This is a genomic window from Candidatus Nucleicultrix amoebiphila FS5 (genome assembly GCF_002117145.1).
Classification (GTDB): Bacteria; Pseudomonadota; Alphaproteobacteria; order Caedimonadales; family Nucleicultricaceae; genus Nucleicultrix; species Nucleicultrix amoebiphila.
The window spans coordinates 450,507-476,494 of sequence record NZ_CP008743.1 but is presented as its reverse complement, the minus strand read 5'-3'; the positions used below and the strand labels follow the sequence as shown (position 1 = coordinate 476,494).

32 protein-coding genes, 2 tRNA genes and 1 pseudogene are annotated in these 25,988 nt (G+C 41.2%); 21 read left to right on the top strand and 14 right to left on the bottom strand.

Translation table 11 applies throughout. From position 1 onward, the window contains the following. Positions 1-94: 94 nt before the first annotated feature. The 5 genes from GQ61_RS02245 to GQ61_RS02225 form a co-directional block, all read right to left on the bottom strand. Positions 95-1,435 (bottom strand): Npt1/Npt2 family nucleotide transporter, encoded by a 1,341-nt coding sequence (locus GQ61_RS02245; protein WP_085783740.1) that lies wholly within the window; start codon positions 1,433-1,435, stop codon positions 95-97. 12 nt (positions 1,436-1,447) lie between these two features. After that, entirely contained in the window at positions 1,448-1,957 is a 510-nt protein-coding gene (locus GQ61_RS02240; protein ID WP_085783739.1) for a F0F1 ATP synthase subunit B, read from the bottom strand. Then, a complete protein-coding gene (locus GQ61_RS02235; RefSeq protein WP_085783738.1) occupies positions 1,954-2,436 on the bottom strand; it encodes a F0F1 ATP synthase subunit B family protein in 483 nt (160 codons plus the stop codon). Before GQ61_RS02235 ends, GQ61_RS02240 begins: the two co-directional genes overlap by 4 nt. Positions 2,437-2,463: 27 nt before the next feature. After that, on the bottom strand, positions 2,464-2,688 hold the full coding sequence (locus GQ61_RS02230; protein ID WP_085783737.1) for a F0F1 ATP synthase subunit C: 225 nt from the start codon (positions 2,686-2,688) through the stop codon (positions 2,464-2,466). 65 nt (positions 2,689-2,753) lie between these two features. Continuing rightward, positions 2,754-3,476, bottom strand: a complete 723-nt coding sequence (locus GQ61_RS02225) for a F0F1 ATP synthase subunit A (protein ID WP_085783736.1) — start codon at positions 3,474-3,476, stop codon at positions 2,754-2,756. A 134-nt stretch (positions 3,477-3,610) separates the two neighbouring features. Between GQ61_RS02225 and GQ61_RS02220 the strand changes: the two genes are divergently transcribed. The 5 genes from GQ61_RS02220 to GQ61_RS02200 all read left to right on the top strand — a co-directional run bounded on the left by GQ61_RS02220 (position 3,611) and on the right by GQ61_RS02200 (position 6,152). Further along, a tRNA-Pro gene (locus GQ61_RS02220) sits at positions 3,611-3,687 on the top strand. Positions 3,688-3,773: 86 nt separating this feature from the next. After that, a complete protein-coding gene (locus GQ61_RS02215) occupies positions 3,774-4,709 on the top strand; it encodes a class I fructose-bisphosphate aldolase (RefSeq protein ID WP_085783735.1) in 936 nt (311 codons plus the stop codon). Between the two features lie 26 nt (positions 4,710-4,735). Further along, entirely contained in the window at positions 4,736-5,239 is a 504-nt protein-coding gene (locus GQ61_RS02210) for a DUF5946 family protein (RefSeq protein WP_085783734.1), read from the top strand. Positions 5,240-5,607: 368 nt separating this feature from the next. Next, on the top strand, positions 5,608-5,889 hold the full coding sequence (locus GQ61_RS02205; protein WP_085783733.1) for a hypothetical protein: 282 nt from the start codon (positions 5,608-5,610) through the stop codon (positions 5,887-5,889). Between the two features lie 186 nt (positions 5,890-6,075). Further along, a tRNA-Met gene (locus GQ61_RS02200) sits at positions 6,076-6,152 on the top strand. A 7-nt stretch (positions 6,153-6,159) separates the two neighbouring features. Here the strand turns inward: GQ61_RS02200 and GQ61_RS02195 are convergent. Further along, on the bottom strand, positions 6,160-6,708 hold the full coding sequence (locus tag GQ61_RS02195; RefSeq protein ID WP_085783732.1) for a pentapeptide repeat-containing protein: 549 nt from the start codon (positions 6,706-6,708) through the stop codon (positions 6,160-6,162). 124 nt (positions 6,709-6,832) lie between these two features. Here GQ61_RS02195 and GQ61_RS02190 point away from each other — a divergent pair, with 124 nt between their 5' ends. The 4 genes from GQ61_RS02190 (at position 6,833) to GQ61_RS02175 (ending at position 10,454) form a co-directional block, all read left to right on the top strand. Next, a complete protein-coding gene (locus tag GQ61_RS02190) occupies positions 6,833-7,435 on the top strand; it encodes a hypothetical protein (RefSeq protein ID WP_085783731.1) in 603 nt (200 codons plus the stop codon). Between the two features lie 79 nt (positions 7,436-7,514). Next, positions 7,515-8,216, top strand: a complete 702-nt coding sequence (locus GQ61_RS02185) for a hypothetical protein (protein ID WP_085783730.1) — start codon at positions 7,515-7,517, stop codon at positions 8,214-8,216. A 23-nt stretch (positions 8,217-8,239) separates the two neighbouring features. Continuing rightward, positions 8,240-8,959, top strand: coding sequence for an outer membrane protein (locus GQ61_RS02180; protein ID WP_085783729.1), 720 nt, complete (start codon positions 8,240-8,242; stop codon positions 8,957-8,959). 142 nt (positions 8,960-9,101) lie between these two features. After that, entirely contained in the window at positions 9,102-10,454 is a 1,353-nt protein-coding gene (locus GQ61_RS02175; RefSeq protein WP_085783728.1) for an Rpn family recombination-promoting nuclease/putative transposase, read from the top strand. 44 nt (positions 10,455-10,498) lie between these two features. Here GQ61_RS02175 and hflX read toward each other — a convergent pair whose 3' ends face one another. The 4 genes from hflX to GQ61_RS02155 all read right to left on the bottom strand — a co-directional run bounded on the left by hflX (position 10,499) and on the right by GQ61_RS02155 (position 13,707). Further along, a complete protein-coding gene (gene hflX / locus GQ61_RS02170) occupies positions 10,499-11,824 on the bottom strand; it encodes a GTPase HflX (protein WP_408606991.1) in 1,326 nt (441 codons plus the stop codon). Between the two features lie 14 nt (positions 11,825-11,838). After that, on the bottom strand, positions 11,839-12,093 hold the full coding sequence (hfq, locus tag GQ61_RS02165) for an RNA chaperone Hfq (protein WP_085783726.1): 255 nt from the start codon (positions 12,091-12,093) through the stop codon (positions 11,839-11,841). Between the two features lie 77 nt (positions 12,094-12,170). Further along, complete coding sequence (locus GQ61_RS02160; protein WP_085783725.1) at positions 12,171-12,851, bottom strand: HAD family hydrolase; 681 nt, start codon at positions 12,849-12,851, stop codon at positions 12,171-12,173. Beyond that, positions 12,814-13,707, bottom strand: a complete 894-nt coding sequence (locus tag GQ61_RS02155) for an aminotransferase class IV (protein ID WP_085783724.1) — start codon at positions 13,705-13,707, stop codon at positions 12,814-12,816. Before GQ61_RS02155 ends, GQ61_RS02160 begins: the two co-directional genes overlap by 38 nt. Before the next feature lie 167 nt (positions 13,708-13,874). Between GQ61_RS02155 and GQ61_RS02150 the strand changes: the two genes are divergently transcribed. Continuing rightward, positions 13,875-14,183, top strand: coding sequence for a hypothetical protein (locus GQ61_RS02150; RefSeq protein WP_085783723.1), 309 nt, complete (start codon positions 13,875-13,877; stop codon positions 14,181-14,183). 64 nt (positions 14,184-14,247) lie between these two features. Here the strand turns inward: GQ61_RS02150 and GQ61_RS02145 are convergent, their stop codons facing one another. Further along, positions 14,248-14,604, bottom strand: a complete 357-nt coding sequence (locus GQ61_RS02145; protein ID WP_085783722.1) for a hypothetical protein — start codon at positions 14,602-14,604, stop codon at positions 14,248-14,250. Between the two features lie 221 nt (positions 14,605-14,825). Between GQ61_RS02145 and GQ61_RS02140 the strand changes: the two genes are divergently transcribed. From GQ61_RS02140 to GQ61_RS02130, 3 genes are all read left to right on the top strand, one after another. Further along, complete coding sequence (locus GQ61_RS02140; protein WP_085783721.1) at positions 14,826-15,671, top strand: SPFH domain-containing protein; 846 nt, start codon at positions 14,826-14,828, stop codon at positions 15,669-15,671. 253 nt (positions 15,672-15,924) lie between these two features. Beyond that, a complete protein-coding gene (locus tag GQ61_RS02135) occupies positions 15,925-16,401 on the top strand; it encodes a hypothetical protein (protein WP_085783720.1) in 477 nt (158 codons plus the stop codon). Positions 16,402-16,427: 26 nt separating this feature from the next. Further along, positions 16,428-16,931 (top strand): hypothetical protein, encoded by a 504-nt coding sequence (locus GQ61_RS02130; RefSeq protein WP_085783719.1) that lies wholly within the window; start codon positions 16,428-16,430, stop codon positions 16,929-16,931. A 73-nt stretch (positions 16,932-17,004) separates the two neighbouring features. Here GQ61_RS02130 and GQ61_RS02125 read toward each other — a convergent pair whose 3' ends face one another. Next, positions 17,005-17,328: a helix-turn-helix domain-containing protein gene (locus tag GQ61_RS02125; protein WP_085783718.1), complete on the bottom strand. Its 324-nt coding sequence runs from the start codon at positions 17,326-17,328 to the stop codon at positions 17,005-17,007. Then, positions 17,303-17,662 (bottom strand): type II toxin-antitoxin system RelE/ParE family toxin, encoded by a 360-nt coding sequence (locus GQ61_RS02120; RefSeq protein ID WP_085783717.1) that lies wholly within the window; start codon positions 17,660-17,662, stop codon positions 17,303-17,305. The genes GQ61_RS02125 and GQ61_RS02120 overlap by 26 nt, the downstream gene beginning before the upstream one ends. A 239-nt stretch (positions 17,663-17,901) precedes the next feature. Between GQ61_RS02120 and rpiB the strand changes: the two genes are divergently transcribed. From rpiB to murI, 4 genes and pseudogenes are all read left to right on the top strand, one after another. After that, positions 17,902-18,333 (top strand): ribose 5-phosphate isomerase B, encoded by a 432-nt coding sequence (gene rpiB, locus GQ61_RS02115; RefSeq protein ID WP_085783716.1) that lies wholly within the window; start codon positions 17,902-17,904, stop codon positions 18,331-18,333. A gap of 75 nt (positions 18,334-18,408) precedes the next feature. Further along, entirely contained in the window at positions 18,409-18,543 is a 135-nt protein-coding gene (locus GQ61_RS09295) for a type II toxin-antitoxin system Phd/YefM family antitoxin (RefSeq protein WP_269747286.1), read from the top strand. After that, positions 18,527-18,807: pseudogene (locus tag GQ61_RS09390) on the top strand (Txe/YoeB family addiction module toxin). The gene GQ61_RS09295 and the pseudogene GQ61_RS09390 overlap by 17 nt, the downstream one beginning before the upstream one ends. 95 nt (positions 18,808-18,902) lie before the next feature. After that, positions 18,903-19,748 (top strand): glutamate racemase, encoded by an 846-nt coding sequence (murI, locus tag GQ61_RS02105; RefSeq protein WP_085783715.1) that lies wholly within the window; start codon positions 18,903-18,905, stop codon positions 19,746-19,748. Between the two features lie 33 nt (positions 19,749-19,781). Here murI and GQ61_RS02100 read toward each other — a convergent pair whose 3' ends face one another. Further along, on the bottom strand, positions 19,782-21,080 hold the full coding sequence (locus GQ61_RS02100; RefSeq protein WP_085783714.1) for a PD-(D/E)XK nuclease family transposase: 1,299 nt from the start codon (positions 21,078-21,080) through the stop codon (positions 19,782-19,784). Positions 21,081-21,242: 162 nt separating this feature from the next. Between GQ61_RS02100 and GQ61_RS02095 the strand changes: the two genes are divergently transcribed. From GQ61_RS02095 to coaD, 4 genes are all read left to right on the top strand, one after another. Further along, positions 21,243-21,998, top strand: coding sequence for a class II aldolase/adducin family protein (locus tag GQ61_RS02095; RefSeq protein WP_085783713.1), 756 nt, complete (start codon positions 21,243-21,245; stop codon positions 21,996-21,998). A 135-nt stretch (positions 21,999-22,133) separates the two neighbouring features. Beyond that, positions 22,134-22,616 carry a single-stranded DNA-binding protein gene (gene ssb, locus GQ61_RS02090; protein WP_085783712.1) on the top strand — a complete coding sequence of 161 codons (483 nt, stop codon included), beginning with the start codon at positions 22,134-22,136 and terminating at the stop codon, positions 22,614-22,616. A gap of 41 nt (positions 22,617-22,657) precedes the next feature. After that, positions 22,658-25,426 (top strand): DNA gyrase subunit A, encoded by a 2,769-nt coding sequence (gyrA, locus tag GQ61_RS02085; protein WP_232317333.1) that lies wholly within the window; start codon positions 22,658-22,660, stop codon positions 25,424-25,426. Beyond that, positions 25,410-25,919 (top strand): pantetheine-phosphate adenylyltransferase, encoded by a 510-nt coding sequence (gene coaD / locus GQ61_RS02080; RefSeq protein WP_085783711.1) that lies wholly within the window; start codon positions 25,410-25,412, stop codon positions 25,917-25,919. The genes gyrA and coaD overlap by 17 nt, the downstream gene beginning before the upstream one ends. The last annotated feature ends 69 nt before the right edge of the window (positions 25,920-25,988 follow it).

Here is a 25,988-nt window from a genome sequence, read left to right as displayed (position 1 = left end):
TTTGCCTATCTTTTTTGTCTCTAACGCATGACTTTTTTGAAAATTTTGTATCCTTGTTTATCATGCCGATGTCTGTTTGCAAGAAAGGATAGTGTTATGCTTTTGCAGTCTCTAGCTTTTTGAAAGTTGGGGCTATGATCAACACACTTCCGAACCACATAACAGACATGATCAACGCTCCATAGAGAACAACACTTGATTCTGGATTACTTAAGAGTGTTGGATTAAGACTTAACCATACAGGAATCAAGGCAGTCACCCCTTGGATTAAGAAAAGATCAATGACTCCTTTGCTAAAAAACTTGGTATGTGAGGGGAGGGGGATATAAAGCATTTCTGTGGTAACACGAAACAGAGTGCCCTTAATCGTCCCTAATAAGATATTAAAAAACGCTGTTGACCAGAAAAATATTTGAGCGGTCTCTAGTGTTTCAGGTGATAAAAATCTTTCTAAAACAGAAGGATGTTGATGAATAAGGAGAACTACTCCGAGACCAAGAATCGTCAAAATCGGACCAAGAAGCGCACTAAAACGCCAGGGTAAAATCCAAAGAATGAATAAAGCGGGAATACTACCGTACGTCATATAAAGACCGGAAAGACGTGCATATTCTCCCACAAAATCTGAATAGCTTGTTGCATCCATGAAAACCCTTCTTAGTTCTGTTTTGAAATAGAGAGAAATTAAGGTGGTTAACAGGGTGACACTCACAAGAATAAGACCAATCCAGAATAGATATTTTACTTGCTCTGACACTTTTAAAGAGAGTGCTTTGCTTGGCTTTTTCTCAAGCAAAGGAATTGGAAAGCGATTGAGGCCATAAAAACAGAGACAAAGAAAAATAAAAGAGAGAACCATCGTCGGAGAAAGCATCTTTGCAAGCCCTGCCTGTAAATCAGCATCGATTGCATTTTGTGACCTTAAAAGAAAAGAATAGCCTCCTAAGAATCCTCCGAGGTTAATCATAATCAAAATTAATGGATACGCATAACGTGCTTGGGTTACATTAAAAAGACTATTGGCGAGAGCAAAGAGTAAAAAGCCAAAAATAAATCCTCCCCATAGGGAAGCAATGATATAAAAAATTTTGATAAAAATCAGAGTATCGCCCCCCTGGTTTAGCAGGGCTAGCAATAGGGTGAGCGCTCCACCCAGCAATGTTACTCCCATGAGACTCAATGTTATTAAGGGAAGTTTTTGCGTTTTATAAAACAACCCTACGCACACCACAAAGAATCCACTTTGAACCCAGGAAGACAAGGATTTTAAAGTTGCGATTGTTTCAGCGCTGCTTCCTGGCTGAGTCAGCAATAATGCATCTTTAGTATCTCTTATCAATGCGTAGTTGAAGGCAGAAATCAAAAAGATTAGCGATAGAAGAAAAATCCCGATATGGGAGCGGGAGTGTGCTTTGAGTGATGAAAAAAAATTCATCGTTGATTCCGGTTAGACGTCATTCTTCAGAAATTTGCTGAACTCTTTTGAAGATGAGAGAGAAGCAAGAAGCTCATCGGAAAGCTTTTCTGAAGCTGCGGGCGTGAGGTTCTTTTTAAGAGCGATGGTTGCAGCTTCAAAGCTGGCTTCAATGATTGTCGCTCTTAAATCATGAAGAGCTTGCGTTTCAGCACGACGGATGCGTTCTTCTAAAAGATGCTCCTGACTTTTTACGAATTCATCAAAATCAGCCAGGGCTTGTTTTTTAAGTCTCGTGGCTTCTAATTGGGCATGTCTTAAAATCTCTTTAGCTTTTTCACTTGTTTGCTCATTTAAAATTTCTTGCTCTCGTAAGAGAGCTTCCGCTGCTTCAAGAGCCTGTTTGGCATCATGCAGATCTTTTTCAATATGTTTGGCCTTTTGATCAAGAGCATTTTTAACACTGACCCAGGCTTTTTTTCCAATGACGGCAAAAAAAATGACAAAGGAAATAAGGAACCAAAAACTTGGATCATGAATCATGATTTTTTACTCTTGAGAGAATGCGTTTTTTGGGATTCAGGGATGATTACAACAAGCATTTGTTTCACAATATTTTCAGCTAAGCTTTGAGAAATCTCTTTGGCATCGGAGAGAATTTCATTTTTTTTATTGAGGATGCGTGTTTCTTCGATACGCATCCGATTTTTAATGTCACCAATGACTGTTTGGCGGCGCGTGCTGATATCGGATGCAATGTCTTTTGTAATCTTGTCAATTTCCTGGTGAGCTTCTTTCCGACGTTGGGCGAGTAGCGCTTCATAGGTGTCTTTTATATCTTGAGCTTGAGCTCTTAATTTTTTTGAACGCTGAAGCGTGCCCTCTGTCTTTTGCCAACGTTCTTCAAGAACTTGCATAAGGCGAGGAAGAGCCCAACGGGAGGAATAGTAATAAAGCACACCAAAACAGAGAACCAACCAAAATAGTTGGGAAAAGTATGTTGAAATATCTAATTGAGGCATGCTCTATCTCTCTAGGCGTCGTAAGGCCTATTTCGTCAAGATCACAAAGGCTACAACAATCGCGAAAATAGCGATCGCTTCTGTGAGCGCAGCACCAATAATCGTCATGTTGAAAATTTCTTTTTTAGCCGAAGGATTACGCGCAATGGAACTAATAGAGCTTGAAAACACGTTACCGATACCGATACCAGCACCAAAGACGCCCATCACAGCTAGACCAGCACCTAATACTTTTGCAGCTTCTACTTCCATCTTAAAAAGTTCCCTTCTTTAGTTTGTTTAATATTTTTTATCAATGATTATTCTTACACTTAATTTTAGTGAAGGTGAAGAGCATCATTCAGATAAACACACGTTAAAATTGCAAAAATGTACGCTTGAAGAAAAGCCACAAAAAATTCGAAAGCTGTGAACAATACGTTAAAGGCAAGGGGAAAAACCCCTGCAATTCCAAGGCTAATTGTAAAAGCGGCAAACATTTTTAAGAGTACGTGTCCCGCCAACATGTTAGCGCATAAACGAATTCCAAGCGTTACCGGCCGCATAAAATAAGTGATAATTTCAATGGGAATGAGGATCGGAGCAACACCAATGGGGATGCCTTCGGGAAAGAAGAGCCTGAAAAAATGCCAGCCATGACGGAGTAGCCCCACCATAGTCACAAAAATAAATACCAGAAGAGCGAGACTAAAGGTGACGATAATATGACTTGTAAAGGTGAAAGAATACGGAACCATTCCCATCATGTTGCCTAAGAGCACAAATGTAAAAAGAGAAAAAATGAGAGGGAAATAGCGCATCGCTTCTTCGCCTGCTGTATCCTTTAACAGTCCCGAAGTAAAGTCATAGATGACTTCATAAAAGGCCTGGAGGCGCTGGGGAATCAGAGTACGACGACGCAATGCTATAGCTTGAAAAGCAATTAAACCAAGAGTGCCAAGTACCATCATCAAAGAAGCATTGGTAAAAGAAATGTCATACCCAAAAAGTTCTAGAGGAATAATTTTTTTGATGGCAAATTGGTCTAAGGGATTTTTCACTGCACACCCAACGTCATTATTAATTTTAAGAAATCATAACGACTGGGCTGCTTTTCGTCAATTGTTTAGCATTCATTTGTTTGGGGAGAAAAGGCTTGCGTTGCAATTCTTCAAACATTATAGTCCCGCTTGTTCGGAGTGTAGCGCAGTCTGGTAGCGCACCACGCTGGGGGTGTGGGGGCCGTGGGTTCAAATCCCGCCACTCCGACCATTTTTCTTAAATACTTTTTCACGCAAAATCCATTGCAGAACTCATCCGCATCGTGTACTCATGAAAAAAAACTATGGGGTCCTAGCATGAAAATTTCACGCGTTGTTCAAAAGATCTTACAAAATTATGAAAGTGACAATCCCGGCACGAAGACAAATCTTGCGCGGCTTTTGACCCATGGTCGTTTGGGAAATACCGGTAAAATGGTCATTCTACCTGTGGATCAAGGATTTGAACACGGGCCAGATCGTAGTTTTTCAATGAACAGTGATGCTTATGATCCCCATTATTTTTTTAAATTAGCTATAGAAGGTGGCGTTTCTGCTTATGCGGCTCCTTTAGGGATGCTTGAAGCTGGTGCCAATAGTTATGCAGGCGCCGTCCCCTTAATTCTTAAAATGAATAGTGGAAACTCTCTTACGCGGTTTGCCAAGGTTCCTTTAGAATCAGATCAAGCTATTACTGCCACTATCCGAGATGCCTTACGTTTAGGGTGCGTTGCTGTAGGATTTACAATTTATCCTGGATCAGACAATACCTATGCCATGATGGAAGAAATTCGCAATATCAGCGAGGAAGCAAAGTCTTATGGTCTGGGCGTTATCATCTGGTCCTACCCGCGCGGTAACATGTCCAAAGATGGAGAGACAGCGATTGATGTGGTTTCTTATGGTGCTCACATGGCGGCTTTGTTAGGTGCTCATGTGATTAAAGTAAAGCTTCCTAGTAGCCATATTGAATTTGAAGAAAGTAAAAAAGTTTATCAAACCAACAATATAGCGGTCGATTCTTTAAGTGCTCGCGTGCATCATGTGATGAAATCTACTTTCAATGGACGTCGGTTGGTTGTTTTCTCAGGTGGGGAAACAAAGGATTTAGACGGGGTTTATAATGATGCCAAAGCCATTCGCGAAGGGGGAGGCCATGGATCAATCATTGGTCGCAATTGTTTTCAACGTCCCTATGAAGAAGCTCTTAAAATGTTGGATCAGTTGGTGGCGATTTATAAAGAGAGACCTTAAATTCTCAACACGCCTCTGTGTGACGCATGGTTGAAACCTGTCGTGGTTGCTTAGGCACTTTTGAGGCCAGTTCTATTCAAACACACCCCTACCTTGGTGCTCATAGTGGATGTTGGCAGATTTATACAGATATTCTTGCCAAGGAATTCACTGATCCTGATTATTTTATAGTACATCGAATCACGGTTGATTCTTATGCGGCACAACACATTGGTGACCAAACTGATCGTCGTGCGCGTCAATCGGCAAATGTGCACATCATCGCTCTATATTTGATGTTTGATCAGCAAAAGAAGATCCAAGAAATTTTACATTTTCTGCGCTTGGCGACTGAAGAGAAAAAGGATTGGCCTTTGGTTGTACAAAAGAAAAATCCTCAGTGGCTTACGGTCCATGATGTTGCGAATGCTTCCAATGCAACTTGTCATCAATCATTTGTTAAGCGTTGGGGACAAAGTGTGTGGGATGAATATCAAAAAGATAAAGTTCAAATTATTGAGCTTTATAATAAGGTTATGTCCCGATCTTAAGACGAAGAAAAAGCGTCATTAGTATTGACCTTTTATCTCTCTTTTCACATACTCACTGTGGGAGATAAAAAAATGTATCGTTTGTTGATTGTTGTCGCATTGTTGGGTTTATGTGGTTGTGAGGCTGGATTGAGCCGCGAGAATACTTGGGAACCAGATAGTAGCTACAAAGGAAGTCGTTGGTTGTATAAAGAAAGACGTACTGAGCGACGGCGAGGTTAAAATTTTTAGTTAAAAAAAGTGTGTCTTTAAAGCACTAGTTTGAAATAAGTAAGAATCAGCTCAAGGCGCTTTATTGACAAGGGTATTGGAAGTCCCTTACGTTGGTAACGTAATAAGAGTTTTTAATTATAAAAGTGGGGATTAATATGAAATCACAATTATTGTTAGCGACAGCAGTTGGTGCACTTGTAGTAGTAAGTGGTTGCACGGCACGCCATGAGAGAATGAATTGGAGTGAAGATTGCATGAAGCACTATTCAACAAATTCACGTGAGTATCGTGCGTGCATGGATCGTGTAAGATCCAGTCAAGCATTCTCTGATACAGCTGGCAAAGTTGGCATCAATCCAAAAGCTGTTGACTATCCAGGTGCGGAAGAGGGCGATGCTCCAGAGCGTGGTTCTGGAAGTTCTGGTAACCTCGACTAATCACTTCGAGTTTGTACAGTTTAAACGCGGATCCTTTGGGTCCGCGTTTTTTATATACATAGTTAAAGACCTCTCCCAGAGGGGGAGGTCTTTGACTTATGTCTAGAAATAAAGGTTTGATTTTTGAACGAATTGCGCCTTGACAGTCAGAATCACCATCAGTATAGCTAAACACACTCAAGCTTTGGCGGAGTAGCTCAGCTGGTTAGAGCAGCGGAATCATAATCCGCGTGTCGGGGGTTCGAGTCCCTCCTCCGCTACCAAAGATCTTTACCAATACCAACTATTGCGATCTTCTTGGATATCTTCAAAGGAAGCACCATCCCAGTTTGCATTTTTAAAGTTGCACATAGTGATCTGGCTGTTATCAAAAATTGCATTTTTTAAATTCGCTCTTTCAAAATTGCTTGATTCGATAATGGTTCCCTTAAGTTGCGTTCCTTCCATGCGGGCATTAACAAAAGTCGAGTAGACAATCGTAGCGTTATTAAGAATCGCTCCTTGAAGCTTTGCATCTCTTAAGGAGACACTTTTAAGATTAGCATCCGTGAAGTTGGCACCTCTTAAATCAGCGCCATCAAGTTTAAGATTATCCAAAACCATGCCTGAAAGGTTGGCATTTTGTAAATTTGCTCGACGAAGATCAACATGTTCTAAATTATAATTGCGCAGATCCGCATTGGATAAATCTAGGATTTTAGGACGCTTTGGCAGAATTTTTTCCAGCTTTTTTAAATCATTCGGATCGGCGGAATTCAAAGGATTAAGGGTTCCTGTTATCAAGAGTAAGCTTGTGGTCAGTAATATGATCGACTTCATAGGTATTCCTCTAAAATGTTCAGCTTCATCATCGCAAAAGCAATAATGAAACTCAAGTATTGTGTTTTTATGTTGAAACGTTCATCCTTTAGAAAATAAGAAATACTAAAAATAGGGAGCAACAATGATTAAAAATCTGGGGTCATGGATTTTATCAACGAGCGTTATTCTTACTCTGAGTGCATGTGATGCAGGGCGATGGAGGAGCTCTGAAGACATTATTGAATCAGGTTGGGCAAGACCTCCAGCTGAATATCGTCCTCAACCACTTTATTGCTATAAAACCTTAGCTGGTCGTGATTGTTATAGTTCTCCTCTTAAGGGAGGGCGTAATCGTCTTGAGGGGTATTATGGTCCAGAACCTGAAGCAGAAATAGAGGTTTCCCCATCCCTGTCAGCCGTAACTCCTAGCGCACCAATTGCGCATGGAGAAAGAGGTGGAGGAGTTGTCGAGGACCCTGAAATTAAAAAAACTAAAAAGAAGAAAAAAAAGAAGAAGGTAGAGTCTCCTAAAGAAGACATGAAAAAGATTGAAGAGAAAACAAAGACAGCGACAGTGTCAAAAGAAACATCCTCATCCTCTCTTCAATCCTCAACTGAACCGCTTAAACTGCAAGGCGCAAAACTCGTTGAAGCCGCAAACAAGGCTGCTGCAGCAAAATCTCCTGCGGAAACGAAACCAAAAGATTCTCAACTTCCTGCTTCTGAGACAAAGAAACCAGATTAAAACGGAGCTTTCATCCTTGCATAGGTCGATCATTATTTAATATGGTTAAAAATAAATATAAAAAAACAGGGAGAGAGTCATGAGATGCACGAAGATCTTTGCTTTTCTTGGGATGGTCTTTTTAAACTTATCTGGCTTAAAAGCCACGGATGGTAAATTACCTGCCGATGTGGTGGCAGCAATTTACGATGATACAAGTGTACAAGGACTGGCAACAACAGTTACTAGAGTTGGTCCAGGAGATCTTGATGTGAATATTGCTGATATTCAGACCAAAGTAGGACCTGGTGCTATTACAACCAATGTAACAACTATTCAGGCAGAAGTAGGTCCTGGTGCCATTAAACCCAACATTGATATATTACAGCAAACTTTCTCCCAAGGTGCGAGGCCTCTCATGGGGTCTCGTTTGCTTGCAGAGCTGGCGACGGACACCCAGATTGAGTTTGATGCGGTTCGAGGGGCAGCAGTTCTCCTTAACCCAGGAAATGCTGGAGGCCTTTTGGGAGTGGGAGCTTTAGTGGATGGCACGATTGCACCAGCAATTCCTGCTATTGGTGGGGTAGGACTCGCGGGCGATAATATTGATGATCGCGCCCGCAATCTTTTAAGGGTTATTTTTAGACGTATTACCAACTCGATTAACGGTGGGGGTGGCGCTCTCGGTGATGATGGTCAAGTAAGAGCAAACTATATAGCATTATTAGGAGGCGCACTTACTGAAGATACTGTTTCTTTGGCGGATGTGGCTAACTTTCTTCTTCAAGTGCGATTTAAATAAAAGGTAAAGGAATCAAAAATAAAATGAAAAGAATTTTCACAGTAAGTATCCTTTTAGGAATTTTGGCAATTGTCCCCGCTGAAGCAAAATACGCCAAGGCAAAACCTAAAGAGAGTATGATTCGTTCAGGATTTAAATTTGGTTTTGGTGCAGGGTACGGCTGGTCAAAAGCTGTGATAGCGACCACTCAATCTGCTCTGGGAATTTCGCGCACGCGCTCAATTGATCTGGCGGGAGAAGGAGCCTTGGGCAGAGTGTTTATAGGCTATGACCACATCAACAAAAGTGGCTTTATGATTGGCTTTGAGATGGGAGGAGAATTTTCTAACATTAACGGGACTACGCAACCTGAAACAGCGTTATTGATTGAGAATGTATCCTTAAAAACAGAAAACACTTTTGATATAGCTTTGCGTTTAGGGTATGCCGTAAAAAAAGCATTTATTCCTTATTTTAAATTTGGGATGGATAACACCAGCTTTAAAATGTCAAACCGTTATTCAATCGGTCAATTGGTCAACAATGAAGTAAAAAAGCGTTTAACTGGAATCGTTGCGGGGGTTGGTGCTGAAGTACCTGTATCCACATCAATATCATTGGGAGCAGAATATAGTTACTCGTATTTTCTTGCTAAAATTGTGAATACGCAACGAGATCCAGCCAACCCGACGCAGACTTTTCAAACCAACAATACGCGACCACGCATTAATAAAATTGTGGCGCGCATGATGGTGAAAATTTAATCGCAGACTTGTTCATAAGATCTTTACGGCACATAATTGACAAAAAACTTGACATAGTGATAAATATAGATAATGTATTCTAAATAAATCAAAAAGAATCATGCGGGCGTTGTGTAACGTTTATTGAACAGGAGAGAGTTCCATGGGTCTGCAGTGGATGCGTCCAAAATTTATAGCAAGTGTCATAAGTTTATTTATGATGAGTCCTGGCGAAAGCCACGGGTCGTTCTTGATGAAAGACCTGGTCGATGGCATGAAGGGGCTTACGCTTCGAAGCAAGCCTCTCCCTCCAAAAATCCAGCGTCGGTCTTTTGTCACGAAATCTTCCCAAAAATATCCTCAAGGCGTTTACATCCATGCGACCGAGGATTCGGTGTTTAAGCATGTGATGCAAAAGGATCATTTTCGGAATTCCTTTTTGAGTGCCGTCTTGGGAGAAGAAATTCTAGAGTCTGAATACTTGGATCAGGCCCTGAATCCTCTTAAAAGTTTTACAGCGCTCAGAGGTTTTATAAACGATAAAAAGCATATCCTTCTTATGAAGGAGGTCGAGAAGGACCTGAAGGATCCCCTTGTCATCAATGCCAGGACCAATAGATCCATGGGTAAGATGCGTGAGTTTTTAAAACAGCTTGCGCCGATTTATTATCATCTTGTGGCCTCGCTGCCGGCAGAAGAGCGCAATACCCAGCTGGATTTGATTTGTAAAACACGGTTTGGGTTGATCAATGTGGAAGTGCAAGTTGAACCGCAGAATTTCTGGGACATTCGTATTCTTGATCATGTGTGTGGTTTGTTTCATCGCCAGTTTCCCAAGGGGTTTAAATGGTCAGAGCTTAAAACGGATGTAGACCTTGCCGACAAAGTAAGAAAAGTCGTTGGGATTAGCCTCTTTGAAAAGCCCCCCAAGGTGCCCCATCACCTTCATCAACTTCTGCCCTGGTATCGGATGGAGCCTTGGGGAGAAGATGAATTACGCCGGGATTTTGTGTTAGCAGAGAAGAAGGTTCCCCGAATTACACGGAGCGGTCTTGAGTTCATCGATATTAACCTGGCAGCGTTCTCCCATCATAAACCTCTTTCAGTCTTAGCGGGGGAGTCTGCGGACTATCGCGAGTGGCTCGAGTTGCTCGCCCATGGTCATTTAAAGTCTATGGAAGAAGTTGAACAGAGTGTGTCGTCACCGGTGATTAAGGAAGCCTATCACACCATTCGAACACTTCCAAAAGATGTGATGATGCGCTATGAGGAGGCTTATATCAAACGTCAAAATATTAGTCATTATGTGAGCGCTCAAAAAGAAGAAGGGATAATGCAAGGTATAGAAAAAGGCAAAGAAGAGGGTAAAAAAGAGGGCATAAAAGAAGGAAGAGAAGAAGGTATAAAAGAAGCGAGCCTTGAGATTGCGAGGAACATGCTTGCCGCGCAAGTAGCTATCAAAACGATCATCGCGTGTACGGGTCTTAACGAAGAGGAGATCAAAAACTTGAAGTGAGGCCTGATGAAGGATGAGGTCCTTCTTTTGGGGCCTCATGTTTTTTAGGATGAAAGGGATTTTGGAAGATCGCCTAAGGAAGAATATCCGAATTCTTTTTGAAAACGGGCGGTATCCTTATCACTCATCTCTACAGTGAGAGTGATAGTTTCTTCTCCATCTTTACGCTCAACAATTTCTCCATGACGGTAGAGCCAAGAAAGGGCAGCGCCATCTTCAATCTTTAGGACATAGTGATAAGGTTTGTGATCTCTAGCAAAATGCTGTTCAATGGCTTTAATAAGATCGTCTAACCCTTCTCCTGTGAGGGCTGATACAGGAACTTGAGACGGAGTTGAATGAATGTGTTCTCTCTCAGAAGCAGGTAATAAATCGATTTTATTGAGAACCTCGATCATGTGAGTTTCCATAGCGATCTCAAGACCTAAATCTTTTAAAACATGATGAACATCGTCACACTGATTTTCTGTTTCAGGGTGTGCGATATCTCGCACGTGAAGAATTAAATTAGCCTCGCATACTTCCTCGAGTGTCGCCCTAAAGGCCGCAATGAGTTGCGTCGGCAGCTCTGAGATAAACCCTACAGTGTCAGAGAGTATGATCTCTCGACCAGAAGAGAGTTTGACGCGACGCATGGTTGGATCGAGCGTAGCAAAGAGCATGTGTTCAGCAAAAACGCTGGCTGACGTTAGCTTATTAAAAAGTGTCGATTTGCCTGCGTTTGTATACCCAACCAAAGCGACAATTGGATAGGGGACCCGCCGTCTGGCTTCGCGGTGCAGCGCGCGCGTTCTTTTAACAGTTTCAAGCTCACGTTTTAGCTTCGTAATGCGATCTGTAATAAGACGTCTGTCTACTTCCAACTGGGTTTCGCCAGGTCCACCAATAAATCCAAGGCCACCTCTTTGACGTTCAAGATGCGTCCAAGATCGTACTAAACGACTGCGTTGATACGTTAGAGCCGCAAGCTCAACTTGCAAACGTCCTTCGGCTGTGCGCGCTCTTTCTCCAAAAATTTCAAGGATCAACCCTGTACGATCAATGACCTTTGTTGCCCAGGCTTTTTCCAGGTTACGTTGTTGGCCAGGTGTTAAGGCGGCATCAACGATCACAAGTTGGACGTTATGATGGTCAATAATCCCTTTTAAGGTTTCAACTGATCCACCGCCAATTAAGGTCGCAGGACGCATTTTTTTTAGATGGAGAATCTCAGAGAAGACCACATCGAGATTGATGGCCTGAGCAAGACCAATAGCTTCCTCAAGACGTGCTTGTGGGTCACGCCTGAGGGCTTCTTTAAACACTAAATCTGGGTATACAACAATGGCCTTTGTGGCTTCTGTTGTTGTTGGATGATCATTCACGCTTATATATAACTTATGTCCTAATTGCCTGAACCAGTTTCTTCACCCTCTTCAAACAACTGAACAGGATTCACAGGCATTATTGTTGATATAGCGTGTTTATACACGAGTTGCGCATGGGCGTCACGACGTAAAAGAACAGAAAAACTATCAAACCAGGTGATAATTCCCTGTAACTTAACTCCATTCACTAAGAACAACGTGACTGGCGCTTTTGTCTTACGGAGGTGATTTAAAAACACGTCCTGAAGATTTTGATTCTTGTCCGCAGGCATTTTTGTTCTCCTTATTCTTCCCTTTTTTAGGGATATACTTTCACTCTACCTAGAAAAAGTAGATTTTCCGTTAAAATTTATTTCACAATTCCTGGATTTTTAGTTCCAAGAATATTAATGAGAGTGTGAAAGTCTTTTGCATGCAAAACAGTATCCCCATAATCTTTTTGCAGGGGATGATTACCAACGACCACCGGTACACACTTTGAATTAAGGGCACATTCGACATCGATATCACTATCGCCGACGAGCCAGACATTATGTCCAGGCTCTATACCACTCTCTTTTAAAGCGCACCGTACGGGCCATATTGACGGTTTGTCATGGGCGGAATCTGTTGATCCCACCACACACTTAAAATAGTCTTTCCACCCTAAGTATTCTACTTCACGACGGAGGAAAGGACCATTTTTATTACTCACTACTGCCAAGTAGACACCATTTTCATATAAAAATTCAAGTATTTCTTGTGCGCCAGGCAAAATTTTAAGCATTTTTTTATGAATACCAGCATAAAGACTATAGTAAATTTTCTCTGCTTGAGCCCATTGATCGCCAAATATAAGGGGGAAAGTCTGTCGATGGGAGGTTTGAGGACGGTTTCGAAATTCTTCTAAAGTATAGGGCTTGAGTCCAAAAGTAACGAGGGTGTGATTGAGGGCATCATGAACAATGGGCCAGGTATCGACAAGGGTGTTATCCCAGTCAAAAAGAACGGCCTTAGGAGGCGAGGCGATGCTTTGTTTCAAGGCGTACATGTTCTGACTCAGCCATACAGTAAGAATAATAGAGTTCAGCTATTTTAGCTGTTATAGGACCTGGTTTTCCGTGTCCTATGGCTTTATTATTAATATGAGTAATTGGTTTTACAAAGGTTGTGGTGCCCGAGAGAAAAACCTCTGAAGCTTCCAAAAGATCTGTTTCTGTTATTTCTTTCTCGGACATTTGTAATCCAGCCTTTGAGCCTAATTTCAAAAGGGTCTGACGTGTAATGCCATTGAGAATATAGCCCTTGGCAGGAGGTGTAATCACCTTTCCGTTTTTATCAACAATCCAGACGTTGGTGCTCGATCCTTCAGAAATAAAATCATTATCCAATTTAAAAATTGCTTCATAAGCACCGGTTTGTTGCGCTTGTTCTTTGGCCAGAGCATTGGGTAGCAAACAGATGGTCTTAATATCCGGACGTTTCCACCGTTGATCAGGAACAATAATAGCAGACGCATTTTCTAGCTTCTGAGGGTTGAGAGAAAAGGGCATGCGTTTTGTTGAGATAATAAGGGAAGGAGCTGCATCTTTCGGAAAAACGTGGGATCTAGGCGCTGTACCACGCGTGATTTGTACATAAATCGCTCCTGTATTAGTCCGATTTTGATCAATGACATCATTGATGATATGAGGAAGAACGGCTTTGGTAATAGGCCAGTCCAGCGCTAATTCTCTTAAAGAAAAGTCAAGACGTTTTATATGGGCGTCCAAATCAATACATTGCTTATTGATGAAGAAGATAACTTCATAAACGCCATCGCTGAAATGCATCCCTCGTTCATCAATGTGCATCGTGGCCAAGGAGTGGGGAAGATATTGTCCATTGACATAAGAGATACGTGACATAGGGTCCTCATTGTTACATCCTGGAAAGGTTATCGAGTTATAAGGCAAAAATCTACCCCAAATACATTTTTTGTGAACGCTAAGAGGAGAGAGGATCTTTCTTGACTGTAAGAATAATCAGAATAATAATATTTTCGAGAAAATAAAAAAAAGGGAGGAAATAAAAAATGAAGAAATTAGTATTTGTCTTTACGTTAGCGTTTGGTTTTCTAATGGGATCCCAAACCAATGTTGTTGCCCAACACGTTCTTCAGGCTCTTAAGGATTGTAAAGAAGAGTGTCGCGGCAACCCAGTCGCGGATTGTGAACGTGACTGTAATGTTCGAAAAAGATCAGAAAAACTGCAGGGTGATCGACTCTCTTCAGCGAGTGGTAGAGCAGCTGCCGTTCAAAAGTGTGAAGACATCTGTAAAGAGAGCACAGATAGTGGATGCCAAAAAAGTTGTGTCGATAGAGAATTAGAAAGAACAGACTAAAGAATTTTCCAGCCTTTAGTTGTGAGAGCGGAACTGGCTGTTCCGCCCACAAACATTGATTTTACTATTCTCGAGTAAGGTAAACAGTTAATATGGTTGCGATTCCTGTGCCTTTTCCTGTCGGAGTATCGATCGCCTTCTCATAGGAGACATGACACTCTGTAGGGCTAAGAGGAGTAAAAGTAGGCTTTGCGCCGGTTGCAAGATTTACACGTGAAGCGTGTTCAACAAGATTTGAGCCGCGCCACTTTTTCCCGTTCTTATCTGTAAATTCAAATGATTTACCCGTCATTTCTCCGTGAATTTTCCCTAATGCTACTAATAAGCTTTGTTTGTCTGGACAGCTTTCATCAACATTTGTTGCTTTAGCAACTGTAAAAAATGTGGTCAAAATGACAGCACTAAGTAATACAGTTTTCATCTTTTTTCTCCTTTATAGTTTTCTACAAAAAATATTTTAGCGTTTAATAGTTAAGATACGGTAAATCCCTAAACTTACTTCTTTTGGGAGTGCTTGGAGCAATTGAATCTCAACCAACGCGCCCTAACCACACCCCCCTCTCTCTTTTCCTTAATAAAAATTTAAAAATATGGGGATATTCTTGAAGATAGGGCCCCTTATCGCTCAGAGTGGAGAGTTTTATGACAAAACTTAGTGGAACAGCGTTTTTAGCTTTAAGCTTTTTTATTCTCTTTTTAGACATCGTGACCTATCGTTATTATATCAACGGATCGAGTGTTTTCATTTTTTTAGTATGTTTTGGACTGTTTGTTCTCTGGATTCTTTCTCTCAAAGGCTTAAAGAGCATAGAGCCCAATCAAGCAATGACTTTTTTACTTTTTGGACGATATGTTGGAACGATTGATAAGCAGGGGTTTTATTGGGTTAATCCTTTTTATAAAGGGCAACGCATATCTTTGAAAATTAGAACGTCCCATACGGCTCAGTTGAAGGTTAATGATAAGATGGGAAACCCCATTGAGATAGGGTGCATTATCGTATGGCATGTCACAAATCCTTTTAAAGCGTTGTTTGATGTCGACCATTTTGAATCCTATATTCTGAATCAAAGTGAGACTGCCTTAAGACAACTGGCGATGAGCCATCCCTATGACCACCCTGGTAAAGGTGAGTTATCTTTAAGAGGGGGAAGCATTGATATCCTAAAAGAGTTTCAGACTGATTTAACCCAGCGGATGGCAATCGCTGGTATTGAAATTGTTGAAACGAGAATTAGTCATTTGGCCTATTCTCCAGAAATTGCGAGTGCGATGCTTCAACGTCAACAAGCTGAAGCCATTCTTGCGGCGAGAGAAAAAATTGTGGATGGGGCAACAGAAATGGTCAAAGATGCTCTTCGAAGGCTGGAGGGTAAACAAGGACTCAAGCTAACTGCCCAAGAAAAATCCCGCATGGTCGCCAATCTGATGGTCACGCTCTGCAGTGAGCAAGCGGTTACGCCAGTATTGAACATTTCTGCAAAATAGGAGGAGATCTTATTTTAAGCTACTCTGGAAGTGTTTTCTGGTTTTAAGTTTAAGCGTTTTTTTATGTTTCTTTTAAAAAAGAAAAACCATTAATAACGAATGGATCTCAAAAGAATCAATGAACGTTTCTTAAAAGGAAAAAAGCCAAAGAAAAATTATAAATTAACTCTCTTGCGCTTCTTGGAAGTCCCTAGACATCAAATAAAATTTACTCTATGACATGTAACCTTAAAATGAATAGAGGTATTTTATTATGAAAAATCAATTTGTTGGCGTAGCAAGTTTAGCAATTATCGTTTCATTATTGTCAGGATGTAAATCAGCTGAACAACATCGTGAGAACATTGGTTCAGGACCTGCTGACCGTAACTTAACTGTAGGCGTCGTGCAAAAAGAAATCCGCGTTGGCATGAGCCAAGCAGACGTTGCAGTTTCTCTAGGATCACCAAATATCGTTACCCGTGATAACAGTGGCAAGGAAACTTGGGTTTATGACAAGATTGCGACAGAAGCATCTTATTCATCAAGCCAAGGTGGTGTTGGTCTTGCGGCAGGTGGGGGCGGACTCATGGGCGCTAGTAAAAAGGCCCTTTTACTTGGTGGCGTAGGCGCTGATTACTCAGAATCCTCAGGAGCTGCGAGTACAACTCAAAAAACACTGACCGTTGTGATTAAGTTTGATCCAGCCCAGAAGGTTGAGAACTTTACGTATCACACCTCTAAGTTTTAATGATTATTTAGTTTAAGGAAAAAAAGATGAGAAATCTATTTCTTGTAAGTGTTGCTGCCCTTGCCCTTGTTGGCTGTTCACAAACATCTGATAAAATCTCTTTAGAAAAGAGCCAAATGCAGATCCGTGAATTTCAAACCCGGTCTTATGATACCGCAGACGCAAAAGCTGTTATGAAGACAGTTCTCGATGTTTTGCAAGATGATGGGTATATCGTTAAAAATGCAGTGCCCGATCTTGGTCTTTTAACCGCAACAAAAGAAGATGACCTAGAAGAAAGCGGAGAAGCTTTTTGGAAGACGTTCTGGATGGGACATCATGCCACTTGGAAAAAGCATGCCATTATCGAAGCGAGTTGCAACGTTTCAAGCCATAACAACCAAAGCAAAGTCCGTGCAAATTTCGTTGTTAAGGTAATGGACAATAAGGGTGGAACAGTTGAAGTCAAACAAATTGACGATCAAGCTTTTTACCAGAAATTCTTTTCAAAAGTTGATAAGGGCATTTTCCTGAATAAGGAAAAACTCTAATCAAATCTTTCAAGAACCTCTGGCCCCGATAGGAGCTGGAGGTTCTTTATAATCTCTTCGCCCTTATTATTTTTTAAGCATATAATTTTTGATGAGGGTGGTGATTTCGTGCTTCGTTTAGTTGAATATCAACATTATAATTTAAACGGTTTAAAAAGGTAAAGAGTCTGCCAATACCAAATCTGGAGAAATGTCCATTTTTTAACTTGGAGATCTCAGGTTGGGTAACCTCAAGAATTCTTGCTGCCTTTTCTTGAGTTAGTTTACGATCGTTAATGGCTTTAAAGATCTGTAAGGCTAGCTGAGCTTTAAGGTTTTCATTCTCTGGATCTTTCAATCCAAGGTCTTGAAAAACATTTCCTGAGCTTTCTTCATAGTCTTTTATTTTTTTTTTCATTTTCAATCTCCTGTACTTTTTTTAATCTCTCTTGAATGACGTTCAATTCCCTTTGAGGTGTTTTAATGCCTTCTTTGGATTTTTTTTGAAATGCATGAATCACATAAATAATTTTTTCAAATCTAACTAAATATACAGCTCTATACGTATCTGTGTTGTAATCTTCAATGATTTCATAGACTCCTGAACCATAGCCCTTTAAAAGCTTGCAACTTGGATGCGTTACTCCTTCTTGAGCAAAGTGAAGTGCATAGCCCACATTCCGCTTAACTTCTTCAGGGAATCTCTTTAAATCTTTTTTTGAGCTTCCCATCCAAATCAGCTTCTTTCCCATATTTTAGGGTCGATTCATATGTTTTATTAAAGCATATCTATGTTTATATTATGTCTGTTTAGACATAAATTGTCAAGCATAAGTATGTCTTTAAGGTCATAATTTTAGAAGCAATTACTTCTCAAATAATCTACAAAAATAAAAAAAATTCAAAAAATATACTTCTTAAGATATTTCTGTTTTTGAGAGGGCGATATTCTATTAAAGTAGTCTCAACAACCTTAAGATAGAAATGCTTTATGACGCACTATTGCATCGCTTCGGATCATGCTGGGTTTAGATTAAAGGAAACGCTTAAATCGTATTTGAACTCTCAGGGTCATCAAGTGCAGGACTTAGGAACAGATTCAGAAGAGTCTGTTGATTACCCGGACTATGCTTTAAAAGTTGTCGGACACATAAAAGCAGAGCAGGATTCTGTTGGGATCCTTATTTGTGGAACTGGCATTGGGATGAGTATTGCTGCCAATCGTTATCCTGGGGTTCGTGCGGCGGTATGTAATGAGGGAGTGCGCTCAGCTGTGCTTGCCCGACAGCATAATAATGCCAATATTCTTTGTCTTGGGGCGCGTTTGATTGATGAAAAAATAGCCCTGGAAACCCTTCAGGCTTTTATAGACACTCCCTTTGAAGGGGGCCGCCATCAACGTCGTGTGGATAAGCTGGGGTAAAAAATAAATTCTGACATTTGTTTGCCGTACGTAAAAACGTATGTATATAATAATTAATAGAAAGTATGGTGACTTATGAAAATCTTAGAGGAAGATTTGTTGGCTATTGAAGAAACGCTTCATTTAGTATCAATTCCGGGTATGGCAGCATCTATTCGTGAAGGGTTACAGACACCTCTTGAAGAAACAATAGATAAACTGGGTTGGTGAGTTTGTTTATAAGCTGCATTTTACAAAGCAAGCACAAAAAGATGCTAAAAAAGCAAAACAAGCGAACCTTCAAAAAAGATAGAGGATCTTTTTAAACTTCTGCAGAAAGATCCTTTTAAAAATCTTCCCCCTTATGAAGAATTGGCAGGTGATTTGAGAGGTACTTATTCTAGGCGTATTAATATTCAACGTCGCCTGATCTATCAAGTGTATGAAAAAGAAAAAATCATCAAAGTAATTCGCCTTTGGACCCATTATGAGTGAATAAATTTTTTTTGATAAAAACTCTCAGTTGGCTTTGAGAACCTTTCACGCTAAGCTACATTTTTTAATTTTCAAAAGAGATCGATAAAGAGATCATGAACAGACCAATTGGGGTGATTGACAGTGGAATTGGCGGCTTAACAGTTCTCAAAAAACTTCAAGCGTATCTGCCATACGAGAACTTTATTTATTTTGCAGATACTGCTCATCTTCCTTATGGAAACAAGACACCTCAACAAATTTTTTCTTATGTAAAGGCTATTCTCACCTGGATGGAAGAGCAAAGTGTGAAACTGGTAGTGATGGCGTGCAATACAAGTTCGGCTCTGATTCTGCATGACATGCAAAAGATCTTTCAATTTCCAATTGTGGGGCTTATTACGCCAACGACAGAAATCCATGCATTGCGCAACAAACGGTTCGGTCTTATGGCGACAGAAGCAACGGTTAAAAGTGGCGCCTATGAGAATGCTTTCAAGCGAATCAACCCAAAAGTGACTTTTCATTCTGTGGCCTGTCCCGCCCTTGTCCCTTTGATTGAAGAAAACCGAATTGAAGAAGAAGCAATGAAGGTTGCCGTTCAAAGTTACGTGCAGATCTTATTAGATAAAGGAATAGATGCGCTTATTTATGGGTGCACTCATTATCCTTATTTGTCCTCGATAATTAGAGATATGCTGCCCCAAGAGGTTGAGATACTAGATCCTGCTGATGCGGTGTTTAAAGTTGTGGACGAAAAGCTTCAATATCACACCCTTAAGCGTTCTGCTTGCGTGAACGCTCATATCCATTTTTACACCAGCAGTCATCCTCAGAAATTTTCAGAAGCCGCGAGCAGATATTTGGCGCGTTCCATTCAAGCAAATCAGATCAGGCCAGAGAATATTATGGTGCAAGGAGATCCTCTCATTTTCCCTCAGACTTGTTTTTCAAGTATGTAAGTGTACAAATGAGAGAAGTGCTCGTTGACACAGTTACTTGAATAACTTCTCTTTTTGGTAGTCTTGTTTTCTTTTTTCTATCAAGGCCTTAATGGAATCCTTTGAAAGCCCGGTAACTTTGGATATGGATTCTAAGCCAAATCGCTCTTGCAACATATTAACGATAATTTCTTCATCTCTGATGGCCATCTCATCTTTGCTGCCCTTTAGAAAACCTTCATCATAAGCAAACAGCATTTCACGTTTTAAAGTATCCCCCTTCTTAAGAGACTTTTCTTTTCTTGATAGGCTTTTGTAATATTCTCGTTTTTCTTTACTCCATTTTGATTGGTCAAGGGCTTCATAAGCTTCTTTTATTTTAGTCTCTGGTGAATACGTTTTGATCTTATCCCCGTGAGTCATAAAATAAAGGAACTCATCTAAGGCAGAGTGAGGGGGGGTTTTATTTTTTAAGAACTGTTGTATGTCAACTTGATGCCAATAGAACGTTTCTACCCAAAAACGGGGGAATATGATTGGAGCCCCCCCACGAATTTCACGCTCTTTGACCTTGTCGGTAATGATATAAGGGTGTTTCTCATCCCCTCCCTCATAGTCAAAAGTTTCATTATGCGTAAAACTCATGACAAAGAAAGGGAGGCCATACCGTATAAAAGAATAGTTCAAATTTTCTTTTTTAAAGAACGGTAGCAACTGATTGTTCCAGAATCTTGCTGAAGGGAAAACAGCAGGATCCAAAGCATCAAGGTTTTTTCTGTTTTGTATTTTCAACAGAACGGGTAGGCCACGCGTTATACAAACAACATCCACGGATGTTTCATTTTCTTCACCAAATTTTTCTTCTTGCGCAGAGCCTAAAAAGTGGAGATCGATGATTGGATCATCGGGATTATCCCACATAATTTCACTGATCATGCGGATCACAAAGTTCTTATGTTCCTTTGAAAAAAGCATTTTAAAGGCCCAATCTTCCGATGGCTTAATAAAGTGCCCTGTTTCACCGGGCTTAAGCAAAGTCACGCCTTCTGGTGGAGTTTTTTGTTCTTGATCTTGCATAAGTGGTGGCGTTGGGTGATAGGATCGAAACCCAGTGCTTCGGGGATATTTAATAAAAGAAGAGAGCAGGTTGTTGCCGTGATTTCGCTTGATATTCTTTGTAAGGGGATGAAATTTTCTCCTATTGATGTTTTTTGTGGGGTGGGCTTGTTTTTTACTTTTGAGCGTTAAACTCTCAAAGTTTTCGATCAGTTTAAATAAAGACCCTTGAGCCGCTGGGGTGTTGAGAAAAAGAAATGAAATTAAGAGAAGATTATAGATTTTATGATGAGACATAGACACCTCCTTTTAATAATTAGATATCAATATCTTAAAATATGATTATAATCAACATTAAATTATAAAAAGTAAGCTATGACTAATTCTCATTGACTCCCAAGCGGAGAGGGGTATTTTAAGGGAACCCCATGAGATTTTACTGTAAGGAAGAAGCAAAAAATGGCCGTTCAAAAATTCCAATCCAAACCACAGCAAACACCGGAAAATCTTTTAAGGGCTAATTTAGCGGCTGCTTATCGTTTCTTTGCGAAGTTTGGCATGGATGATTTAACCTATACGCACCTTTCTGCGCGGATGCCTGGGCAAGATGTTTATTTTATTTCCCCCTTTGGGCTGCTTTTTTCTGAAGTGAAAGCGTCTAACCTTTTAAAAGTATCCTTCGAGGGCGAGATCATTGATGGAAAAGAGTACCAGTATAATAAGACAGGGTATACGATCCATGGGGCTCTTTATAAAGCGAAGCCGCAAATCAATGCAATTTTTCATTTACATACTCCAGCAGGAATCGCAGTTTCTTGTTTAAAGGAAGGGCTATTGCCCCTCAGTCAATTCGCTTTTCATTTCTATAATCGTCATTCTTATCACTCCTATGATTCACTCGCCCTTGTTCCTGATCAAGGACAAGAAATGGTCAAAGATTTAGGAGATCATAAGGTTATATTTCTAAGAAATCATGGAACATTAACGACTGGAGAGACTCTGCAAGAAGCCTTTTTCTATAGCTATTATTTAGAGCAAGCCTGTCAAACGCAATGTCGTATTTTAGGAATGGGGCGCGAGATTACTATACCTTCACCAGAGGTTTGTGAAAGAGCGGCTCAAGATATGCGGGCTTTTGAGCCTGATTTAGGAGCAAGAGACTGGGCGGCACTTTTGAGGCACCTGGAGCAAACGGATCCATCTTATAAAGACTAGGCTCTTTTGAAAATTGTTTCAATAAATCAGTAAAAACATCATGATCCTTTTAAAAAGATCGATTTTAGAGTGGTAAGACACTGTTAGTTGTCCTATAAAGAGGGATGACTTTTTTCGAATAGAAAGGTTTATTTAATGGCTGGTTCGGTAAATAAAGTAATTCTCGTTGGTAACTTGGGACGTGATCCTGAAGTGCGCCATATGCAAGACGGTAATAAAGTTGTGCAGCTTTCCGTTGCAACATCAGAAGCTTGGAAAGATCGTACAACAGGAGAGCGTCGTGATCGCACGGAATGGCACAGAGTTGTGATTTTTAATGATCGTATCGCTGAGATTGCGGAACGCTATCTAAAAAAAGGGGCTAAAGTATTCCTGGAAGGACAACTGCAAACACGTAAGTGGACAGATCAAGCGTCTGGCCAAGAAAAATACACCACCGAAATTGTGATTCAAAAATACAAAGGTGAGTTGACACTGCTTGATAGCCGAGGAGAAGGTTCTTCTTCGCAAGTGGGGGAAAGCCATACTGATTATCAGCCCCAAAGAATGGCGGCTGGTGCTGAAGGTGCAAGTGTCGCTAATCTAACCAGTGATTTAGAGGATGAAATTCCTTTTTAATCGTTTCAGCCTAAATATTTAGTAATTGATGAGGATCGCCCGTGACTGGACCAGCTGAGAAAACAAGTGATGTTGTGAGTGTCTCCCTAGAAGAGGAGATGAAGAGTTCGTATCTCGATTACGCTATGAGCGTGATTGTGAGTCGTGCTTTGCCTGATGTCCGAGATGGTCTAAAGCCTGTTCATCGTCGTATTTTGTTTGCGATGCACGAAGCGGGATTTGATGCCGGTAAACCCTATAAAAAATCAGCACGTGTCACCGGAGAAGTCATGGGTAAATACCATCCCCATGGTAACGATCCTATTTATGGCGCCATGGTTCGTATGGCCCAAGACTTTTCTATGCGTTTGCCTCTTATCGATGGGCAAGGAAACTTTGGTTCTATGGACGGGGATGCGGCCGCCGCTGAACGTTATACAGAAGCAAGATTGGCTAAGTCTGCCCATGCGTTACTAGAAGATATTGATAAAGAAACTGTTGATTTTCGTCCGAACTATGACGGAACTATTGAAGAGCCCACCGTATTACCGGCGCGTTATCCTAATATTCTTGTGAATGGCGCTGGGGGTATTGCTGTGGGTATGGCGACCAACATTCCGACCCATAACTTAGGTGAAGTTGTTGATGCATGTTGTGCCTATTTAGATAATGCTGACATCACCATCGATGAGATGATGCAGTATGTAAAAGGTCCAGATTTTCCAACGGGTGGTATTATTCTTGGTCATGGGGGCATTATCAGCGCATTTCGCACTGGACGAGGTTCCATTATCATCCGTGGGAAGACGCACGTGGAAGAGATTCGTAAGGATCGTGAAGCCATTATTATTACGGAAGTGCCCTATCAAGTTGTTAAAGCGCGCATGCTTGAGCGGATGGCTGAAGTTGTTAAAGAAAAAATTATCGAAGGCATTTCAGATCTCAGAGATGAATCAGACCGCGATGGTGTTCGCGTTGTTATTGAATTAAAACGCGATGCTGTCGCCGAAGTCGTTTTGAATCAGCTTTATCGTCACTCACCTTTGCAGACAAGCTTTGGTGTGAACATGTTGGCTTTAGATCGTGGTCAGCCAAAGACGATGAACTTGAAGCAAATGATTGAGGCTTTTATAGCCTTTCGTCGGGAAGTGATCACACGACGGGTACGTTTTGAGTTGTCAAAAGCGCGCGAGCGCGCTCACGTGTTGTTAGGTCTTGCCGTTGCCGTTGCCAATATTGATGAGATGATTGCGCTCATTAAAGCAGCTGCTGATCCTCAAGTGGCCCGCGAAAAAATGATGGCGCGTGGTTGGCTTGCGGCTGATATTGCTCCCTTGGTTGAGTTGGTTGCAGAACCTGGCCCCGGTGTGGTCAATGGCGAATATCGTCTTTCTGAAGTTCAAGCACGGGCTATTCTTGATTTACGTCTCCACCGCTTAACGGGATTAGAAAGAGATAGGATCTCTAACGAACTCAATGAACTAATTGAACAAATTAAAGAATTTCTAGCTATTCTGGCGTCCAGAGAAAAAATTGATGCAATCCTGCGTCAAGAATTGCTGGCAGTAAAAGAACAGTTTGCCACACCCCGTCTGACGCAAATTGAAGAAAGCAGTGCGGATATCGATCTTGAAGATCTGATTCAAAAAGAAGATATGATCGTGACCGTCAGCCAAAATGGCTATATTAAGCGCGTCCCTCTTTCAACCTATCGTGCACAACGACGTGGCGGTAAGGGGCGTTCCGGTATGAGTACCCGCGAAGAAGATGTGGTTACAACAGTTTTCGTGGCTAATACCCATACTCCACTCTTGTTCTTCTCAAGCCGTGGTATTTGTTATTCCATGAAAGTGTATGCCTTACCCATGGGCTCACCGCAATCTTTGGGGAAGGCTGTGATTAACCTATTGCCCCTTGAAGCTGGAGAAACGATCTCTACGATTATGCCAATGCCCGATGATCCGACTCAATGGGAAAAGATGTCCATTGTGTTCTCGACATCGATGGGAACCATTCGTCGTAATGCTCTTTCCGATTTCACCAATGTGAAATCCAACGGAAAAATTGCTATGAAGCTCGAAGCTGACGAACGGTTGATTGGCGTTGAAGCCTGCACGTTGGAAGACGATGTGTTGTTGGCGACGCGTGCTGGAAAATGTATTCGCTTTAGAGTCAGTGATCTTAGACAGTTTACAGGCCGTACCTCAACGGGTGTCCGTGCGATTAAACTCGCAGCGAAAGATGAAGTAATTTCTCTCTCAATTCTCAAACACGTTGATTTTACGACCGATGAGCGGGCCATGTATTTGAAAATGAAGCGTGGCAATACGGAACAGCTAGAAGGAGAAGAGAGCACAGGGTCTCTCCAAACACTGAGTCAAGAACGCTATAGTGAACTTGAAGCCATGGAGCAATTCATCCTCAGCGTAACGGATAAAGGTTTTGGCAAACGGTCCTCGGCCTATGAATACCGCATCACCAATCGCGGTGGTCAGGGAATCGCGAACATGGTGCTGACCGAAAAGAATGGTCAAATTGTTGCTTCTTTCATTGTTGAACATACCGATCAAATTGTCTTGGTGACGGATGCTGGCAAGCTTTTGCGTTGCCCTGTGTCTGGAATACGTATTGCGGGGCGTTCAACGCAAGGTGTCACGCTCTTTAATGTATCTGACGCTGAAAAAGTTGTGTCTGTGGCGCGTGTCCCTGAAGATGAAAATGGGGATAATGGTGACGGCGCCGACGAAAGCGAAGGTGAAGCTTTAGAAGGTTCTGCAGAGGAAGCAGCCGTCGTTATTGAAAGTGACAGCCCCCATGACAGCGACGCATAATAAACACATTGCTGTTTATCCAGGGACATTTGATCCCATGACCAACGGTCATCTGGATATCATGAGTCGTGCTGTTGATTTATTTGATCATTTAATTGTGGCGATTGCTCCTAACCAGAATAAGGGGCCGCTGTTTGATCATGAAACGCGTCTTCAAATGTTGAAAGAGGTTATCAATACGACACCAAAATTAAAGGGCATGGTTGAGGTTCAACCTATGAATTCTTTGTTGGTTGATTTTGTGAAAAGTGTCGGCGCAAAAGCAATTATCCGGGGCTTGCGTGCTGTCTCTGATTTTGAGTATGAGTTTCAAATGGCCGGGATGAACAGCCATTTAGCGCCTGAAGTTGAGACAGTCTTTTTGATGTCTTCGGAAGGATTTCAATACATTTCTTCACGCTTTATAAAAGAAGTCGCCTCCATGAAAGGAGACATTCGCTCCCTTGTACCTGCGGTTGTTTTTCAACACTTGCAGAAAAAATTCGACTTATAATCCTTCGAAAATTAAAAATTACTTTACAATTCATTAAAGATCTTTCAACGTGATTATTAAAATTAATTA

Bases quoted from the DNA above. Each gene is read 5' to 3' on its own strand.
- GQ61_RS02245 (WP_085783740.1), bottom strand. From the start codon at position 1,435: ATGAATTTTTTTTCATCACTCAAAGCACACTCCCGCTCCCATATCGGG.
- GQ61_RS02240 (WP_085783739.1), bottom strand. From the start codon at position 1,957: ATGATTCATGATCCAAGTTTTTGGTTCCTTATTTCCTTTGTCATTTTT.
- GQ61_RS02235 (WP_085783738.1), bottom strand. From the start codon at position 2,436: ATGCCTCAATTAGATATTTCAACATACTTTTCCCAACTATTTTGGTTG.
- GQ61_RS02230 (WP_085783737.1), bottom strand. From the start codon at position 2,688: ATGGAAGTAGAAGCTGCAAAAGTATTAGGTGCTGGTCTAGCTGTGATG.
- GQ61_RS02215 (WP_085783735.1), top strand. From the start codon at position 3,774: ATGAAAATTTCACGCGTTGTTCAAAAGATCTTACAAAATTATGAAAGT.
- GQ61_RS02210 (WP_085783734.1), top strand. From the start codon at position 4,736: ATGGTTGAAACCTGTCGTGGTTGCTTAGGCACTTTTGAGGCCAGTTCT.
- GQ61_RS02205 (WP_085783733.1), top strand. From the start codon at position 5,608: ATGAAATCACAATTATTGTTAGCGACAGCAGTTGGTGCACTTGTAGTA.
- GQ61_RS02195 (WP_085783732.1), bottom strand. From the start codon at position 6,708: ATGAAGTCGATCATATTACTGACCACAAGCTTACTCTTGATAACAGGA.
- GQ61_RS02190 (WP_085783731.1), top strand. From the start codon at position 6,833: ATGATTAAAAATCTGGGGTCATGGATTTTATCAACGAGCGTTATTCTT.
- GQ61_RS02185 (WP_085783730.1), top strand. From the start codon at position 7,515: ATGAGATGCACGAAGATCTTTGCTTTTCTTGGGATGGTCTTTTTAAAC.
- GQ61_RS02180 (WP_085783729.1), top strand. From the start codon at position 8,240: ATGAAAAGAATTTTCACAGTAAGTATCCTTTTAGGAATTTTGGCAATT.
- GQ61_RS02175 (WP_085783728.1), top strand. From the start codon at position 9,102: ATGGGTCTGCAGTGGATGCGTCCAAAATTTATAGCAAGTGTCATAAGT.
- hfq (WP_085783726.1), bottom strand. From the start codon at position 12,093: ATGCCTGCGGACAAGAATCAAAATCTTCAGGACGTGTTTTTAAATCAC.
- GQ61_RS02160 (WP_085783725.1), bottom strand. From the start codon at position 12,851: ATGTACGCCTTGAAACAAAGCATCGCCTCGCCTCCTAAGGCCGTTCTT.
- GQ61_RS02155 (WP_085783724.1), bottom strand. From the start codon at position 13,707: ATGTCACGTATCTCTTATGTCAATGGACAATATCTTCCCCACTCCTTG.
- GQ61_RS02150 (WP_085783723.1), top strand. From the start codon at position 13,875: ATGAAGAAATTAGTATTTGTCTTTACGTTAGCGTTTGGTTTTCTAATG.
- GQ61_RS02145 (WP_085783722.1), bottom strand. From the start codon at position 14,604: ATGAAAACTGTATTACTTAGTGCTGTCATTTTGACCACATTTTTTACA.
- GQ61_RS02140 (WP_085783721.1), top strand. From the start codon at position 14,826: ATGACAAAACTTAGTGGAACAGCGTTTTTAGCTTTAAGCTTTTTTATT.
- GQ61_RS02135 (WP_085783720.1), top strand. From the start codon at position 15,925: ATGAAAAATCAATTTGTTGGCGTAGCAAGTTTAGCAATTATCGTTTCA.
- GQ61_RS02130 (WP_085783719.1), top strand. From the start codon at position 16,428: ATGAGAAATCTATTTCTTGTAAGTGTTGCTGCCCTTGCCCTTGTTGGC.
- GQ61_RS02125 (WP_085783718.1), bottom strand. From the start codon at position 17,328: ATGAAAAAAAAAATAAAAGACTATGAAGAAAGCTCAGGAAATGTTTTT.
- GQ61_RS02120 (WP_085783717.1), bottom strand. From the start codon at position 17,662: ATGGGAAAGAAGCTGATTTGGATGGGAAGCTCAAAAAAAGATTTAAAG.
- rpiB (WP_085783716.1), top strand. From the start codon at position 17,902: ATGACGCACTATTGCATCGCTTCGGATCATGCTGGGTTTAGATTAAAG.
- GQ61_RS09295 (WP_269747286.1), top strand. From the start codon at position 18,409: ATGAAAATCTTAGAGGAAGATTTGTTGGCTATTGAAGAAACGCTTCAT.
- murI (WP_085783715.1), top strand. From the start codon at position 18,903: ATGAACAGACCAATTGGGGTGATTGACAGTGGAATTGGCGGCTTAACA.
- GQ61_RS02100 (WP_085783714.1), bottom strand. From the start codon at position 21,080: ATGTCTCATCATAAAATCTATAATCTTCTCTTAATTTCATTTCTTTTT.
- GQ61_RS02095 (WP_085783713.1), top strand. From the start codon at position 21,243: ATGGCCGTTCAAAAATTCCAATCCAAACCACAGCAAACACCGGAAAAT.
- ssb (WP_085783712.1), top strand. From the start codon at position 22,134: ATGGCTGGTTCGGTAAATAAAGTAATTCTCGTTGGTAACTTGGGACGT.
- coaD (WP_085783711.1), top strand. From the start codon at position 25,410: ATGACAGCGACGCATAATAAACACATTGCTGTTTATCCAGGGACATTT.